We start from the raw sequence: 15,521 nt of genomic DNA, 5'->3' as shown, positions 1-15,521 counted from the left end.
TCTACAGGGTCAGTGCCCCGGTCACCAGCGCCGTGACGGTGTCGCGATTGCCGGGCGTGTCCTGCCAGCGCAGGGCGCGCCCGGCCTCGACCACGACGCCGAACCCGGCGTGCGCCAGCAGCCGGGCCTGCCGCGAGTCCAGGCCGGGGCGGGCCTGCCGGAGCTGCTGCTCCCAGACCGCGATGTGCTCGCGCTGCGCCAGGATCAGCGGCCGCTGCAGGTCGGCCGGCAGCCCGCGGATCTCCGCCTCGGCGACGCTGTTCAGCGCGTTGTGCTCGAAGCTGTAGGCCACGTACGCCGCGGTCAGCGCCACCACCGACGCCCGCGGATCCGCCGACCGGTGCAGGCTGCTCTCCACCGCCTGGGCCAGCAGCCCCGCGGCCTGCAGGCACGCGGCCACCAGGATGTCGACCTTGCCGGGGTAGTGCCGGTAGATGGCGGACGGCGCGAGGCCCACGGCCTGGGCGATCTGGCCGTTCGTCACGTTCGCGAAGCCGTCCCGGGCGAACAGCGGCACGGCCGCCGCGAGGATCTCCGCGCGCCGGGTCCGCGGCACCGGCCGGCCCGGCAGCGCCACCAGGCCGGCGCTGCCCGCGGCCGCCGCCGGATCGGTCGCCGCGACGCGCATGGCGGACGCCAGCAGCAGATCCTCGATGCGGCGCTGGGCGATCGACGTGTGGTGCATCGTGATCGAGCCGATCGCGCCGAGGGCGGCCACCGCGCGGAGGCGGGCGTCCGGAATCGGGAGCTCACGGCGTACCGAAGAAGTCACCTGATCGACCACGTGCTCGAACTTGGCCCGGAGCAGCCGTCGATCGTCATGGTCGAGGTAGCGGGCCTCCCAGCGGTAGAGACCCCCGGCCGACCGGTGCGCGACCGTCACGCGGATCAGCGCCGCGAGCGTCTCCTCCAGCCCGGCGCCGTCCGGAAGCGCCGCCACCAGGCGGTCCACCATGACGTCGGCGCACTCGGCGAAGAGGGCGTACTTGTTGGGGAAGTGCCGGTAGAGCGCGGCGGCGCTGATCCCCACCCGGGCGGCGATCTCCTCCATCGAGGCGGCGTGGTAGCCGCGCTCGCTGAACACCTGCCCGGCCGCCTCGACGATGAGCTGCTTGCGGTTGTGCGGTCGGGTGGCCGCCGTCGGCCCGGCGGTCACCGGATCACTCGGGCATTCGTCGGCGGGCGCAGGACCATGGGTGTCAGTCAATCACAGCGCCGGCGCCCTCCCTTCTCCGGTGAGAGCGCCGGCGCTGCCGGATCAGGGCTGCAGCGGCAGGATCGCGCAGGTCGAGGCGGCCGCCGAACCCGCCAGCCGGTTGCCGAGCCAGTCCACCGCCGGACCCTGGTCGGTGAGCAGCGGCCCGAAGTGGTTGATCAGCGGGCTGACCGTCCAGGCCAGCACGACCGGGTCGTAGACGACCCTGCCGCCCAGCTTGCACCAGTTCGCGGCCATGGTGCGGGCCTGCCCGTGCGGCACCAGGTTGTCGTGGACACCGGTGGCGACGCGCACCACGCCGGTCGGCTTGCGGGTGCCGATGCGCTGTTTCCCGATGTACTCCTGCAGCACCGGCTCGGCCTTGATGATGTCGGCGACCGACTGGCCGCCGGTCGTCCAGGCGGTGCTGCGCTTCCCGGCGTAGGCGAAGATCGCGTCGCCGACGCACATGGTGGAGAGGCTCTTCAGCACGGCCCGCCCGGCGTCGCTCAGGTATTCGTCGAGCAGGGTCCGCAGCCCCGGCTCGGACTGCGCGAATCCGTTGACCGACCAGCCCAGGGCCCCGAGCAGCTCACTGCCGTCGATGGCCGAGGTCACTGCCGCGAGATCGGCCGGCGGCGCGCCGGCATAGGTGGCCTTCAAGGGTACGTCGGGAGCATAGGTGGCGTGGAGCTCGGCCGCCGAGGCCACGGCTCCACCGCCCTGGCTGTAGCCGTACAGCCCGACGGCCGACGACGAGGTCAGCGACGTGCCGGGCAGGGAGCGGGCGGCCCGGGCCGCGTCCAGCACGGCGTGCCCGGAGTCGACCCGGTTCACGTACGTGTGCAGCCGGTCGGTGGTGCCGAGCCCGGCGTAGTCGGTCTGTACCACGGCGATGCCCTTGGCGAGCAGCCGGTAGATGGCGAGCACCTCGTACCCGATCGACACGGTGAACTGGTCCTCCTCGGTGCCGAGGATCAGGCCGCGCTCGAGGGCGAGCGAGGTGGAGCACTGGTCGCCCTGGCCCATCGTGCCGGGCGCGAGGACCACGAGCGGGCGCGGGCCGGCGCCCCTCCATCTCGCCGACGGCTCGATGTAGGCGCCGGTGACGGCGACCGGGCCGCCGGTGGAGTCGGTGGACTTGTACATGATCCGGGTGGCGGTGCCGGGCAGCGTGCCGGTGATGCCGGGCAGGGACAGGGCCAGGCGCAGCGGCTCGGTGCGGACCAGTGTGCCGTCGGCGGCCGGGAGGGTCGCGGGCGGCGTGTAGAAGGCGGGGATCGTGACGGCGGCTTCGGCGGGAGCGGGCGCGGCGATCAGGGCGGCGATCGTCGCGGCGACGACGGGAAGGGAAACTCGGGTACGCAGGGACATCTGCGGCCTCCGGGGCTCGGTGTTACCGGAAGGTAACTTTGTGAACCGAGACATTCCAGATGGTTGATTTCTCATTCCGGAGCGGTGTGTCGCACTCCTCGCGCGCGGATGGCCAGAACACCGGGTGGCGCGGCCCCTGCATGATCGAGCGCTATGGAGTCAGGGGCGAAGTACCGGAAGTGGCTGCGGGCCGTCGTGCTGGTGGCCGCGCTGGTCGCCGCGGTCGTCCTGGTACGCCGTCAGTTCCCCGACCCGGCGTCGCTCCTCGATCTGCTGCGCACGGCCGACCCCGCCTGGACCGTCGTGGCGGTGCTGGCCGGCCTGACGTCGCAGCTCAGCTTCGCGCTGCAGCAGCACGGTCTGCTCAGAGCATTCGGCGTACCCATCGATCGCTTTGACGCCGTTGCCCTGACCAGCGCCGGAAACGCGGTGAGCGCGGTGGTCCCGGCCGGGGCGGTGGTGTCCGCCGCCTACACCTTCCGGCAGTACGTGGCGCGCGGCGCGACCCCGGCCGCCGCCGCTGCCGTGACCGTGCTCTCCGGCGTGGTGTCGGCGCTGGCCCTCGTGCTGCTCGCGGCGGGCGGATTCCTGACGGCCGCGCCCGCGCTGCTCTGGATCCCGGCCGTGGCCGCGGTGGCGCTCGCCGTGCTGGTCAGGTTCCGGCCGGTGGGCCTCCGCAGGCGGATCAAGGGGTGGCTCGCGGGCCGGCCGCGCCTGCTCCGGCCGGCCGTCTCGGTGAACCGGATGCTGCGGATGGGCCGGGACGTGTCCGGGCGCGAGTGGGCCGTCGTGCTCGCCTTCGCGGCCGGCAAGTGGGTGTTCGACCTGGCCTGCCTCATGTCGATCGCCGCGGCCTTCGGCGCCGGCCTGCGCTGGGAGCATCTGGCCGGCGTCTACCTGACCGTGCAGGTGATCCGCCAGATCCCGCTGACGCCGGGCGGCCTCGGCGTGATCGAGGCGAGCCTGCTGGCCGGCCTGGTCGCGTCCGGTGCGCCGGCCACCGAGGCGGTCGGCATCGTCCTCGGCTACCGGGTGATCTCCTTCTGGCTGATGCTCCCGGTGGGGCTGGCCGGCTACCTCGTCCTCCCGGCCGCGAAGCCCGTCGCGGAGAAAGCCGCGAAGCCCGCCCCGACGCCGGCCGTGGCCCCGGAGGCGGTCACCGTCCGGCAGTAGCCCCGAACCCTAGAATGATCGGGATGAGCGCAGCACCCGGGCCGGGCCGGCCCCGCGACCCGGACGTGGATCGGCGGATCGCCCGGGCCGCGCTCGACGTCTTCGGCGACACCGGGTGGGCCGGCTTCGCCATGGAGGTCGTGGCGCGCCGGGCCGGGATCGGCAAGGCCACCCTCTACCTGCGCTGGAACAGCAAGGAAGCGCTGCTCACGCACGCCCTCAACACCGGCCTGGTCCGGGTCGCCGACGTCGACACCGGCACCCTGCACGGCGATCTCGTGGAGCTGGCGGCGCAGATCCTCGGCCTGTACGGCGGCCCGTCGAGCCGGGCGGCACTGCGCCTCACCCTGGAGGCGAGCGCCATCCCGGGCGTCGCCGAGAACTACGCGGCGATGCGCGAGGCGCAGCTGAGGGCCGCCCGCGCGATCGTCCGGCGCGGCATCGACCGGGGCGAGCTGCCCGCTACCGTCTCGATCACCATGCTGCTCGACACCCTCGCCGGCGGCGCGATGATGCACGCCCTGAGCACGCCGAAGGCCGACCAGGACGATCCGGACGAGCACGCCCGCAGGCTCGTCGACTTCCTGCTGCACAGCACCCTCGCCTGAGGTTTCACCCCGCGGAGCACAGCATCCGGATCGTCCGGCGCACCGCGGTCGCCAGGCCGTCGTCCCCGTCCGGAGCGGCGGCCGTGAACGCCAGCCGGTGCAGGATCAGCCCGTCGATGTAGTCGAAGATCGCCTCGCAGTCCTCGGCCGGGTCGGCCGTGCCGATCGCCTCGAGCCACCGCACCGCCCACCGCCGCAGCTCGCGGGCCGAGCCGGCCAGCGTCTCCTGCAGATCGGGGCGGAGCGTCGCCTCCAGGAACAGCCCGTAGCGCGCCACCGTGACGGCCCGGTCCGGCCCCAGCGCCCGCTGAACGTAAGCGGTCAGCGCGGCGGCGAGCTCGTCCGAGTTCGACGGCCGTACGAATGCCGCGACGGTCTCCCACCCGGCGCGGTCGCGTTCGGCGAAGCGCTCCACGACGGCGCTGATCAGCGCCTCCCGGGTCTTGTAGTAGTTCGCCGTCGACCCGAACGGCATCGCGGCGGCGGCGTCCACGGCGCGGTGGGTCAGCGCGCGCGACCCCTGGTTTCCGAGGACGCCGATGGCGGCGTCGAGCAGCTGTTCACGGCGGGATGGCACGGCGCCACCCTATCGTTCACAACATCTGTTGTCGAAATACAACAGGTGTTGTAGCGTTCCGGGCATGGACATCATCGGTGGAGGCATCGGCGGTCTGGCGGTCGCCGCCGCCCTGGCCCGCGACGGCCGGAAGGTCACGGTCCGCGAACGGGACGAGGCGCTGCCCGGGACGGGGACGGCCCTCGGCATGTGGCCGGCCGCGCTGCGCGCCCTCGACGAGATCGGCGCCGGCGACGCGGTGCGGCGGGCCGGGCGGCGGCAGGAGGCGGGTGCCTTCCTGCGCCCGGACGGCTCACGGATCGTGACCCTCGACATGGCCCGGCTGCACCGGCGCACCGGCGACCACGTCTACCTGATCTCCCGGCCACGGCTGCTGGCGATCCTGCACCGCGCGGCGCTCGACGCCGGGGCGGAGGTGCGGTTCGGCGATCCCGTCGACGAGGCGGCGGACCGGGTGATCGTCGCCGACGGCGTCTTCAGCCGCACCCGCGACCGGTTGCTCGGGCACGCCTTCCGGGCCCGCTACTCCGGCAGCACTGCCTGGCGCGGCGTCCTCCCGGGCCTGCCGACGAGCACGTTCTCCGAGGTGTGGGGCCGCGGCGTGAAGTTCGGCGTCACCCCGCACGAGGCCGGCAGCACCAACTGGTTCGCCACCTCGGCGGTGCCCGAGGGCATGTTCCATCCCGGTCAGGAAGTCGCCGCGCTGCACCGCATCTTCGGCGGCTGGGCCCCGCCGGTGCGCCCCGTCCTCGACGCGATCGAGGAGTCCGGCGTCCTCCGCCACGACATCTTCGTGACGCCGCCGCTTCCCTCGTACATTTGCGGCTCTTCCGTCCTGATCGGTGACGCCGCCCATGCGATGCCGCCTGACCTGGGCCGCGGCGCCTGCGAGGCAATCATCGACGCGGTCACCCTGGCGGCCTGCCTGCGGCAGGCGACGACCTGGGAGAAAGGCCTTCATGCGTACGATCGGAAGCGCCGTCCCGTGACCCAGCGCCTCGCCCGCATGGCGGGGCTGGCGGCGCGCATGACCAGAATGCGTCACGGCATCCCGGTCCGCGACGGCCTCCTGAAGGTGGGCATGCTGGCCGGGCCGCCGGCCGTTTGAGGGTTTCCCGCCTCCGGTGCAGCGCAGCGCGGCCGAAGTCTTCCCCGGGAGTTCAGCGTTACGATGCGAAGACATGATCCTGCCGAAGGTCCGGGACCCCCGCTTCATCACGATCCGCCGCGGCGGAACCCTCACCGACGACGACCACCGCCTCCTCGCGCTCTGGGCGGCCACCTGCGCCGAGCACGTCCTCACCCTCTTCGAGCAGGCCCGCCCCGGCGACCCGCGCCCCCGCGAGGCCATCGAGCACGCCCGGGCCTGGACCCGCGGCGAGGTGAGGATGATGGAGGCCCGCGCCGCCGGAGGACACGCCATGGGCGCCGCCCGTGACCTGCGCGGCGCGGCCCGGCACGCCGCCTACGCCGCGGGTCAGGCGGCGGTGGTAGCCCACGTCGCCGCGCACGAGCTGGGCGCGGCGGCCTACGCCATCAAGGCCGCCCGGGCGGCTGCCCTCGGAGATGCGGGCGATGCCGCGGCCCGGCGGGAGTGCCGCTGGCAGCGCGACCAGCTCCCCGAGGCGATCCGTGAGCTGGTCCTCGACGACCAGCGGCTGCGCAACGACATCTGCTGGTCGGTCTTCGACTGCTGAGCGTTTATTGCTGAACGGTTACCGTCGGGATAATATGCGAATACGAGAACGGTCGGCGTTCGGTATCCCTGCGGGGAGGTAGTCATGTCAGGCGTGATCGTCGTCGGCGTCGACGGGACCGACACCTCGATGCGGGCCGGCGCCTATGCGATCGGCCTCGCTCGCCGGCAGGGGGCGCGGCTGATCGGCGTCTATGTCCGGCCGTTCGCGAGCAGCATGGTGTCGCTGGCCGACGCGTACGGGTCGGCGGTCGCCTGCGAGGTCGAGGCGCAGAACGAGGTGGAGGCCCAGTTCCGGGCGACCCTCGTGCAGGAGCGGCTGCGGCTCGGCGTCGACTTCGAGATGGTGGTCCGGCACGGCGACCCGTACACCGAGCTCTGCCAGGTCGCGAAGGAGACGCAGGCCGACGCCGTGATCGTCGGCCGGTCGGAGAGCGCCCTGCACCGCTTCGCCGGCTCGGTGGCCCAGCGCCTGACCCGGTGCGGCCGCTGGCCGGTGACCGTGGTCCCCTGAGCCCGGCTGTACGCCAGCGTTCGGTTGGCGCCCGAATTGTCGCTCTCCGGTGCAGCCTGTGGGGCCTGGCTGTACGTCAGTGCGGGGTTGGCGCCCGAATTGTCGCTCTGTCGTACAGCCGTGTCAGGTGGCGGCCGGGAGGCGGGGGACGCTGGACAGCAGGCGCTGCGTGTAGGGGTGCGACGGCCGGCCGAGCACGTCCGCGGTCCGGCCCTGTTCGACGAGGCGGCCCTTCTCCAGCACCGCGGTCTCGTCGCAGAGCTCGGCCACCACGCCGAGGTCGTGCGAGACCAGCAGGATCGTCAGGTTGCGTTCGGCGCGGAGGGTGGCCAGCAGGTCGACGATGCGTACCCGGGTGGTCAGGTCGAGGGCACTCACCGGTTCGTCGGCGAGGAGCAGGCGCGGGTTGCCGACGATGGCGCGGGCGATGGCGATGCGCTGGCGCTGGCCGCCGGAGAACTCGTGCGGGTATCGGGTGGCGGTGTCGGCCGGCAGCCCCACCGCGTCGAGGGCGGCGGCCACCCGGGCCGGGTCGTTCGGCAGGCCCAGGCCGCGCAGGGGTTCGGCGACGATGCGGCCGATCCGCTGGCGGGGGTCGAGGGACGAGTACGGGTCCTGGAACACGGCCTGGGCCGCCCGCCGATAGGGGCGCAGGCCGCGGCGGGTCAGCGGGGCGCCGTCGAAGCGGAGGACGCCGGTGCTGGGCCGGGCCAGGCCGAGGAGGATGCGCAGCAGGGTGGTCTTGCCGGCGCCGGACTCGCCGACCAGCGCCACGTTGCGGCCGGGATGCACGGCCAGCGACACGTCGGTGAGGGCCGCCGCGCCGCCGCGGTAGGCGAAACCGACGTGCGACGCCTCGATGATCGGGTCGGTCACGACCGCTCCTCCTGCAGGGCGGCGTCGAAGCGGCGGGCGCTGTCGACGAGGGTGCGGGTGTAGGGGTGCCGCGGCGCCGCGATCAGCGAGGTGATCGGGCCGGACTCGACGACGCGCCCCTGCCGGAGCACGTGGGTGTCGCGGACGACGCGGGCCGCCACGGGCAGGTCGTGGGTGATGAAGAGCAGCGCCGTGCCGTTCGTCGTGACGATGCGGTCGAGCAGGTCCAGGATCTCCGCCTGGACGGTCACGTCGAGTGCCGTCGTCGGTTCGTCGGCGATGAGCAGTTTCGGACGGCAGGCCACGGCCATGGCGATCGCGACGCGCTGCCGCTGGCCGCCGGAGAGCTGGTGCGGGTACGACCTGGCGATCCGATCGGTGTCGGTCAGTCGTACCTCTGCAAGCGCCTCATGAACCGCCGCGCGCAACGCCGCCCCCCGCAAGCCGCGCAGGCGGCGCAGCGGGCCGGCGATCTGCCGGCCCGCCGTCATCAGGGGATCGAGAGCGGTCAGCGGCTCCTGGAAGACGACAGTGGCGGCGGTGCCGTGCCCGCGCGGGGAACGGATCATGTCGTGGCCGTCGAGCCGCACCGAACCGGTCGCGGTGAGGCCGGGCGGGAGCAGGCCGAGCACGGCGAGAGCGGTCAGCGACTTGCCGGAGCCGGACTCGCCGATCAGCCCGACCCGATCCCCGGGCGACAGATCGAACGACACGTCGTCGACGATGACGTTCCCGGCCCTGTCGGTGACCCGCAGGCCGGCGACGTCGAGCAGGCTCATCGCGATCCCTTCTCCGAGCGCAGGCCGTCGGCGGTCAGGTTCACGCCCACCACGAGCGCGACCAGGGCGATGCCGGGAGCGAGCGCCCCGGCCGGCGCGGTCAGCACGGTCGCCTGCGCCTCGTAGAGCATCCGGCCCCAGGACGCGTTCGGCGGCGGCGTGCCGAGACCCAGGTAGGAGAGGCTCGCCTCGGCCAGGACCGCGAGCCCGGCCTGCAGCGCCAGGTTGACCAGCACGGTCGGGGCGATGTTCGGCAGCACGTGGTCGAGCACGATCCTCGGCCAGGAGATGCCGGCGACCCGGGCCGCCGTGATGTAGTCGCGGGCCAGGACCTGCTTGACCAGCACCCGGGTGAGCCTGGCCACGACGGCCGCCATGGCCAGGCCGATCGCGACGACGGCGGTGCCGAGGGAGGCGCCGGTTCCCGCGACGATCAGCATCGCCAGCAGCAGCGTCGGGAACGCGATCAGGATGTCCAGCATCACGGCCGCGGCGTCGTCGAGCCAGCGGGTGGCGAACCCGGCGAGCAGGCCCGCGGTCACCCCGACGACACCGCCGACGGCCACCGCGCCGAGTGCCGTGCCGATCGCGATGCGACCGCCGATCAGCAGCTGGGTGAAGAGGTCACGGCCGAGTTTGTCGGTGCCGAGCAGGTGGTCGCCGCCGGGTGGCGCGAGCCTTCCCCCGGAGGTGTCGTCAGGGGCGAAGGGCAGCCATGCGTACGAGAGGAGCACCCCACCCGCGACGATCACGACGAGTGCGAGTCCCGCGGTCAGGTGCAGGGCGCGGCGGCGGCTCACGACGCCTCCCGGTGCAGCAGACGCGGGTCGACGAGGCGCTGGCAGAGGTCGCCGAGGAACCCGACGACGAGCACGGTGGCGGTGCTGACCAGCATGACGCCCTGGATGACCGGGTAGTCGTGCTGGCTGATCCCCTTCACCAGCATGCCGCCGAGGCCGGGCAGCGCGAACACGCTCTCCACCACGACGGCGCCGAGGAAGGTGGTGGCCAGTTCCATGGCGAGCACCGCGATCACCGGGACGGCGGCGTTGCGCAGGCCGTGCCGCCACATCGCCTGCGAGCGCGAGGCCCCGAGCGACCGGGCGGTGCGCAGGTAGTCGGCGTTCAGGACGTCGAGCGTGGAGCTCCGTACGTACCGGATCAAGGAGGCCGCCATGACCAGCGCGACCGTCACGACCGGCAGGACCAGCGCCTCGGCCGCGGCGGCGGGATCGTCCCAGCCGTCCGGCGGGAAACCGCCGGCGGGCAGCCAGCCCAGCCGCAGCGCGAACGTGGTGATCAGCAGGAGGCCCACCCAGAACGCCGGAACCGCGATGCCGAGCTGGGCGATCGCGTTGATGACCGGCCCGTACCAGCGGTCGGCGCGGATGGCCGCGAGCGCGCCCACCGGCACCGCGACGAGCACGGCGAGGATGAACGCGGCGAGGGTCAGCGGGATCGTGACCGGGAGCCGGGCGGCGATCTCCGGGCCGACCGGCAGGTGGCTGATCAGCGACGAGCCCAGATCGAGGGTGAAGACGTCGCCGAGCCAGGTGAGGAACTGGGCGGGCAGTGACGCGTCCGTGCCCAGCTCCCGCCGGGCGGCCTCGATCTGCTCCGGCGTCGCCCCGACCGGGAGCAGCGCGTTGGCAGGGTCGCCCGGCAGGAGCCGGAGCAGCACGAACAGCGCCACTGCCGCGAGGAACAGCGATCCGAGCAGGATCGCCGTCCGTCGCAGCAGGTAGCGGGTCATGGCTCGTCAGTTCTTGGTGATGCCGTACGCGAAGAACTGCGCGTTGAGGCCGTTGACCGGGTATCCGGACAGCTTCGACGAGGCCACCACGATCTGCGGGTAGAGGTAGAGCCAGTCGCTGGCCGCCTCGTCCGCGATGATGGCGTTGGCCTGCTTGAGCAGCGTGGTCTGCTCGTCGGCGGTCTTCGCCCGCTCGGCGGAGTTCACCAGGTCGGTGACCTTCGGGTTGTCGTAGCCCCAGTAGAAGTCGGGGTTGCCGTACCAGACGACGTCCCGGTCGTTGACGTGCTCCTGCAGCGTCGCCGTGAAGTCGCGCTTCTGGTAGACCTTCGTGTACCACTCGTCGGCCGTGATCGTGTTGATGTTCACGGTGATGCCGACCTTGGCGAGCTCGCTCTTGATGAACGTCGCGGCGGTGGGGTGCGGGTCGTAGCTCGGGGTGTCGAGCGTGAACGTGAAGCCGTTCGGGAAGCCGGCCCCGGCGAGCAGCGCCTTGGCGTTCTCGATGTTGTAGGCGTTCACCGCGGTGAGATCCTCGTACCAGGGGTCGCTCGGCGGGACCATCGAGCCGATCAGGGTGCCGTACTCGCCCCAGATCGAGGTGAGCAGCTTCTTGTCGTCGATCGCCTGGCTGACCGCCTGACGTACCGCGACCTTGTCGAACGGCGCGGCCTTGTCGTTGAACGCGAGCAGCAGCTTCGTCGTCGACTGCCCGTTGTTCACCTGGTAGGCGTCGTTGCCGGCGAACTGCGCGAGGGCGTCCGGGCTCTGCTCGCCGGTGACGACGTCGACGGCGTTGGTGAGCAGCGCGTTGTTCAGCGCCGTGGCGTCGGTGAAGTAGTGGAAGACGACGCCGGCGTTGGTGGCGGGCGTGCCCCAGTAGCCGTCGAACCTCGTCAGCGAAAGGGTCGAGCCGCGCTTCCACTCGCCGAGCCGGTAGGGGCCGGTGCCGTCGGCCGTGGTGGTCAGGTCGCCGGCCGCGGTGTTGACGACCCAGATGTAGCTGAGGTTGTAGACGAAGGAGATCGACCGGCTCTTCAGCGTGAAGACGACCGTGGAGTCGTCCGGCGTGGCGATCTCCTTGATCACCTCGAAGTAGCTCTTCCGGGCCGACTTCGAGTTCGCGGCGGTGACCCGCTCGATGCTCTCCTTCACGTCGGCCGAGGTCAGCGCCTTGCCGGAGTGGAACTTCACGTCCGGCTGCAGGGTGATCGTGTAGGTGAGGCCGTCGTCGCTGACCTTGTCGTCCTTGGCCAGCAGCGGCTCGACCTCGCCGGCGTCGGTCAGCTTGAACAGGCCCTCGTACACATTGCCGTTGAGCGCCTCGGTGACGCCCTGCCCCCCGCCGGCGGTGTTGTCGAGGTTCTGCGGCTCGTAGACCGAACCGATTTGGATCGTTTCAGCCGGGCCACCGCCGGTGGTGGAGTCGTCATCGCCGCCGCCGCAGGCCGCCAGCGTTCCGGCGAGGGCGAGCGCAGCGAGTGATGCTATGAGGCGTTTCACGCGGAAATCTCCCGAAATTTCGGATTCTTCTCGCCGGCGCGCACGGGCACGGCGATGCGGTTCTGGACGGGCGGCATCGGGCAGTTGTAGTGCTCGGAGAAGCCGCACGGCGGAACGAAGGCGTAGTTGAAGTCGATCTTTCCGGCCGCGGGGTCGACGAACAGGAACCGCCCGGCGCCGTAGGTCTCGGACCCGTTCGTCGGGTCGCCGAAGACCAGCAGCAGCCGGCCGTCGTCGTCGAAGGCGCTGAGCGTGTAGTCCCGCCCGGCGATGGTGACGTGCAGGTCACCGGGCACCGGCAGGTCCCGGGTGAACCCGGCGTCCTGGGCGTGCTGGAACGGGATCCGCCGCTCGTCCGACACGTCCGTGTAGCGGGCCTCGAGCACCCACGCCGGGTCGTACTGGTACGTGTCGATGCCCGCGAAGTCCTTGATCGCCTCCGAGGCGGCGTCCCAGAGCCGTACGCCGTGCTCCAGCTCACCGGTCCGCGGATCGCGGCGGCTCAGCCGGGTGGCGGTCACGCTGGCCGGCCGGCCTTCCAGCGCGGCCTCGGTGTCGTCGGTGCCCCAGCGCGTCTCGATCAGCGCCAGGTTGCCGGTGGGGGAGGTGACGGCCTCGTGGCGCGCCTGTCGCCAGGCGGCATGGTCCTGCGTCATGGGGGTGCCTCATTGTTGATCTTGGCGAGTTCTGTCCCAACCCTACTGCCTGAGTAGGTAATAGGTAGCGTCACAGTGATCACACTGTGGCCGCCACCACGGGCACTTCCTCACCGGCGGTACCGGCGCCATTCCCGGTAGCGGGGATGCTTGCGCAGGGCCGCCAGATCGGTGTCGGACTCCATCCACTCCCACTGCGAGAACGGCTCCCACCGATTCATCCACGCCCGTTCCAGATAGGCGATGGACATCCTGGCCAGATACTCCTGCGTTCCGCGCTGGTGTTCGTCGTCGTCCCATGCCTGCGGATCTCCTCCGCGAGGGTGGCCGTACTCGGTGGCACTTTGTCGCGTTCCATGCACGTCTCGACTGCAGCGTCGCGGATCTCCGTGGTTCTGGTCGCCAGCAGGGGGAGGACGGTGACGACGCTCACCGCGGTCCAGACCCGCAACGTCAGACGGGTGCAGCAGAGCGCGATCCCGGTCAGCAGAGCGCGATCCCGGTCAGGAAGGCGGCGAGGAGCGCCACGATGCCGAGAAGGCCCCATCCCGTGTCCCACATGGCAACCACCAGCTCCACCAGCCGTCACCCGCATGGTCCGGCCGGTGGCCCGGTCCCGCCAGGGCAGGGTCGGCAACCCGTCGCTCGTGCGGAGGCGCCCCGCCCGCGGAAAACACCGCGACACGGGCGGGACCGGCAGGTGAGAATCGCGTCCCGTGGAGAAGAACGTGACCGCACCTGATCGTCTCGGCACCATCGCGCTCCCCGGCGGCCGCCGGCTCGGCTGGGCCGAGTGGGGGCCGCCGGACGGCACGCCGGTGCTGTTCTGCCCCGGCGCCGCGACCAGCCGGTGGCTCGGGTTCGGCGCGCACCTGCTCGCCGGGGCGGGTGCCCGGCTGGTGTCGGTGGACCGTCCCGGCCTCGGCGCCTCCGACCCGGATCCCGGCCGTACCCTGACCGGCTTCGCCGCCGACGTGGCGCACCTGGTCGCCGCGCGGGAGCTCACCGGCGTACGCGGGGTGGGTTTCTCGCAGGGCGCGCCGTTCCTGCTGGCCTGCGCCGCGTCCGGGATCCTGGACGCCGCGGCCGTGGTGGCCGGCACCGACGAGCTGGCCCACCCGTCGTTCGCCGGGTCGCTGATCCCGGATGTCGCCGCGATGGTCGAGGCGGTGCGGGCCGACCCGGTGGCCGCCGGGCACGCGTTCGCCGCCTGGGGTGACGCCGAGGGCTTCTGGCAGCGCGTCCTCGCGATGGCCGGGGAGGCCGACCGGGCCGTCTACACCGAACCGGCGTTCGCGGAGGCGTACCGCAGGGCCCTGGCCGAGGCGTTCGCGCAGGGGCCCGGCGGGTACGCCCGGGACACCGTGCTGGCGTCGGCGCGCTGGCCGTTCGACCTCGCCGACGTGCGGATCCCGGTCGACCTCTGGTATGGCGGCGCCGACACCAGCCCGGTCCACTCACCGGATCTCGGCGCCACCCTGGCCGCGCGCCTGCCGAGATCCCACCGGCACGTGGTGCCGGCAGCGGGCGGGGCGCTGCTGTGGACGCACGCCGAGCCGATCCTGGAGACCCTGCTGGCCCGCTGACCAGGTCAGAGGGAGGCGACGAAGCGGCCCAGCCGGGTCAGGCCCTCCTCCAGGTCGGGGATCGAGGCCGTGTACGAGAGCCGGACGTGGGTCGCGGCGCTGTGGTGGCCGAAGTCCCGGCCCGGGGTGAGGGCCACGTGCGCCTCCTGCAGGGCCCGCTCGCAGAACTCCTCGGAGCCGAGGCCGGTGCCGGACACGTCGATGTAGCAGTAGAAGGCGCCGTCCGGCGGGACCGGCACCGGCAGGCCGATCGCGGCCAGGCCGTCGAGGACCAGGGTGCGGCGGGCGGTGAACTCGGCCCGGCGCTGCTCGCAGACGTCGAGGGCCTCCGGGGTGAAGCAGGCCAGCGCGGCCACCTGGGCGGGTGTCGAGGCGCAGATGTAGAGGTTCTGGGCCAGCCGCTCCGCCGCGGGGATCAGCGGCTCGGGCAGCACGCACCAGCCGAGCCGCCAGCCGGTCAGTCCGAAATACTTCGAGAAGCTGCCGATCACCACGGCCTCCGGGTCGTGGCGCAGCGCCGTGGGCGCCGCGCCGTCGGAGAGGTCGAGGTAGATCTCGTCGACGATGCGCCAGCCGCCGCGCTCACGGGCCAGGTCGCAGATGGCCTTCAGCTCGCCGGCGGGGATCGAGGTGCCGGTCGGATTCGAGGGAGTCGCGATCATGACGCCCGCCGTCCTCGCGGTCCACTGGTCCCGTACCGAAGAGGAATCCAATTGGAATCGGGTCGCCGGCGTCGTCGGAAGGAGCCGGACCTCGCCCCCGAAGGTCTCGATGATCTGGCGGTTGCAGGGATAGGAGGGATCCCCGATGATCACCTCGTCGCCCGGATCGACCAGGGCGGCAGCGGTCAGCACCAGCGCCGCCGACGCGCCCGCGGTGACCACGATGCGCGCCGGATCCACCTGCACGTCGTGGCGCTCGCGATAGAAGCCGGAGATCGCCATGCGCAGTTCCGGAAGACCCAGGGCAGCCGTGTACGGGAGGGGACGGCCGTCCATCGCGTCCCGCATCGCCTGCCGTACCACCGGCGGCGCGCCGAAGTCGGGCTCGCCGATGTTCAGCTTGATCACGTGATGGCCGTCCGCCTCCAGCATGGCGGCGTGCTTGGCCACCTCCATCGCGTAGAACGGTGCGACGGCCTGGGCGCGGTTCGAAATTCTCACGAGCACACCTTAGGGGCTTGATGCCGGTCACCCGATGGCGTAGGCGCTGGTCCACGATCGGGCGGATG

General features: G+C 72.2%; 17 protein-coding genes. 6 read left to right on the top strand and 11 right to left on the bottom strand.

Features of this window, described 5'->3' with window-relative positions:
• Window position 1 precedes the first annotated feature (1 nt).
• Both AB0G10_RS34360 and AB0G10_RS34355 read right to left on the bottom strand, forming a co-directional pair.
• Entirely contained in the window at window positions 2-1,156 is a 1,155-nt protein-coding gene (locus tag AB0G10_RS34360; protein WP_360931445.1) for a TetR/AcrR family transcriptional regulator, read from the bottom strand.
• Between the two features lie 102 nt (window positions 1,157-1,258).
• Window positions 1,259-2,569, bottom strand: a complete 1,311-nt coding sequence (locus tag AB0G10_RS34355; RefSeq protein ID WP_360931442.1) for a lipase family protein — start codon at window positions 2,567-2,569, stop codon at window positions 1,259-1,261.
• A gap of 153 nt (window positions 2,570-2,722) precedes the next feature.
• On the opposite strand from AB0G10_RS34355, the gene AB0G10_RS34350 reads away from it, so the two are divergent.
• Both AB0G10_RS34350 and AB0G10_RS34345 read left to right on the top strand, forming a co-directional pair.
• Entirely contained in the window at window positions 2,723-3,742 is a 1,020-nt protein-coding gene (locus AB0G10_RS34350) for a lysylphosphatidylglycerol synthase transmembrane domain-containing protein (protein ID WP_360931439.1), read from the top strand.
• Window positions 3,743-3,765: 23 nt separating this feature from the next.
• The gene (locus AB0G10_RS34345; RefSeq protein WP_360931436.1) at window positions 3,766-4,350 is read left to right on the top strand and encodes a TetR/AcrR family transcriptional regulator; all 585 of its coding nucleotides are present in this window, start codon (window positions 3,766-3,768) and stop codon (window positions 4,348-4,350) included.
• A gap of 4 nt (window positions 4,351-4,354) precedes the next feature.
• Here AB0G10_RS34345 and AB0G10_RS34340 read toward each other — a convergent pair whose 3' ends face one another.
• Window positions 4,355-4,927 carry a TetR/AcrR family transcriptional regulator gene (locus tag AB0G10_RS34340; protein ID WP_360931433.1) on the bottom strand — a complete coding sequence of 191 codons (573 nt, stop codon included), beginning with the start codon at window positions 4,925-4,927 and terminating at the stop codon, window positions 4,355-4,357.
• A gap of 64 nt (window positions 4,928-4,991) precedes the next feature.
• Here AB0G10_RS34340 and AB0G10_RS34335 point away from each other — a divergent pair, with 64 nt between their 5' ends.
• The 3 genes from AB0G10_RS34335 to AB0G10_RS34325 all read left to right on the top strand — a co-directional run bounded on the left by AB0G10_RS34335 (window position 4,992) and on the right by AB0G10_RS34325 (window position 7,137).
• A complete protein-coding gene (locus AB0G10_RS34335) occupies window positions 4,992-6,035 on the top strand; it encodes an FAD-dependent monooxygenase (protein WP_360931430.1) in 1,044 nt (347 codons plus the stop codon).
• Window positions 6,036-6,108: 73 nt separating this feature from the next.
• Window positions 6,109-6,624, top strand: coding sequence for a putative immunity protein (locus AB0G10_RS34330; RefSeq protein WP_360931427.1), 516 nt, complete (start codon window positions 6,109-6,111; stop codon window positions 6,622-6,624).
• Between the two features lie 84 nt (window positions 6,625-6,708).
• Window positions 6,709-7,137: a universal stress protein gene (locus tag AB0G10_RS34325; RefSeq protein ID WP_360931424.1), complete on the top strand. Its 429-nt coding sequence runs from the start codon at window positions 6,709-6,711 to the stop codon at window positions 7,135-7,137.
• A 123-nt stretch (window positions 7,138-7,260) separates the two neighbouring features.
• Here AB0G10_RS34325 and AB0G10_RS34320 read toward each other — a convergent pair whose 3' ends face one another.
• The 7 genes from AB0G10_RS34320 to AB0G10_RS34290 all read right to left on the bottom strand — a co-directional run bounded on the left by AB0G10_RS34320 (window position 7,261) and on the right by AB0G10_RS34290 (window position 12,955).
• Window positions 7,261-8,013 carry an ABC transporter ATP-binding protein gene (locus AB0G10_RS34320; RefSeq protein ID WP_360931421.1) on the bottom strand — a complete coding sequence of 251 codons (753 nt, stop codon included), beginning with the start codon at window positions 8,011-8,013 and terminating at the stop codon, window positions 7,261-7,263.
• Complete coding sequence (locus AB0G10_RS34315) at window positions 8,010-8,792, bottom strand: ABC transporter ATP-binding protein (RefSeq protein ID WP_360931418.1); 783 nt, start codon at window positions 8,790-8,792, stop codon at window positions 8,010-8,012. Before AB0G10_RS34315 ends, AB0G10_RS34320 begins: the two co-directional genes overlap by 4 nt.
• On the bottom strand, window positions 8,789-9,592 hold the full coding sequence (locus AB0G10_RS34310; protein ID WP_360931415.1) for an ABC transporter permease: 804 nt from the start codon (window positions 9,590-9,592) through the stop codon (window positions 8,789-8,791). The genes AB0G10_RS34315 and AB0G10_RS34310 overlap by 4 nt, the downstream gene beginning before the upstream one ends.
• Window positions 9,589-10,545 (bottom strand): ABC transporter permease, encoded by a 957-nt coding sequence (locus AB0G10_RS34305; RefSeq protein WP_360931412.1) that lies wholly within the window; start codon window positions 10,543-10,545, stop codon window positions 9,589-9,591. The genes AB0G10_RS34310 and AB0G10_RS34305 overlap by 4 nt, the downstream gene beginning before the upstream one ends.
• Window positions 10,546-10,551: 6 nt before the next feature.
• On the bottom strand, window positions 10,552-12,048 hold the full coding sequence (locus AB0G10_RS34300) for an ABC transporter substrate-binding protein (protein ID WP_360931409.1): 1,497 nt from the start codon (window positions 12,046-12,048) through the stop codon (window positions 10,552-10,554).
• Complete coding sequence (locus tag AB0G10_RS34295; RefSeq protein ID WP_360931406.1) at window positions 12,045-12,704, bottom strand: DUF1684 domain-containing protein; 660 nt, start codon at window positions 12,702-12,704, stop codon at window positions 12,045-12,047. The genes AB0G10_RS34300 and AB0G10_RS34295 overlap by 4 nt, the downstream gene beginning before the upstream one ends.
• Window positions 12,705-12,814: 110 nt before the next feature.
• Complete coding sequence (locus tag AB0G10_RS34290; RefSeq protein WP_360931403.1) at window positions 12,815-12,955, bottom strand: hypothetical protein; 141 nt, start codon at window positions 12,953-12,955, stop codon at window positions 12,815-12,817.
• Window positions 12,956-13,522: 567 nt separating this feature from the next.
• Between AB0G10_RS34290 and AB0G10_RS34285 the strand changes: the two genes are divergently transcribed.
• Complete coding sequence (locus AB0G10_RS34285) at window positions 13,523-14,290, top strand: alpha/beta hydrolase (RefSeq protein WP_360931928.1); 768 nt, start codon at window positions 13,523-13,525, stop codon at window positions 14,288-14,290.
• A 5-nt stretch (window positions 14,291-14,295) separates the two neighbouring features.
• Here AB0G10_RS34285 and AB0G10_RS34280 read toward each other — a convergent pair whose 3' ends face one another.
• A complete protein-coding gene (locus tag AB0G10_RS34280) occupies window positions 14,296-15,453 on the bottom strand; it encodes a pyridoxal phosphate-dependent aminotransferase (protein WP_360931400.1) in 1,158 nt (385 codons plus the stop codon).
• Window positions 15,454-15,521: the final 68 nt, after the last annotated feature.

This window comes from Actinoplanes sp. NPDC023714, assembly GCF_040639855.1.
In the GTDB taxonomy this organism is placed as follows: Bacteria; Actinomycetota; Actinomycetes; order Mycobacteriales; family Micromonosporaceae; genus Actinoplanes.
The sequence above is the reverse complement of the archived record's forward strand: the minus strand, read 5'-3'. Positions and strand labels throughout refer to the sequence as shown.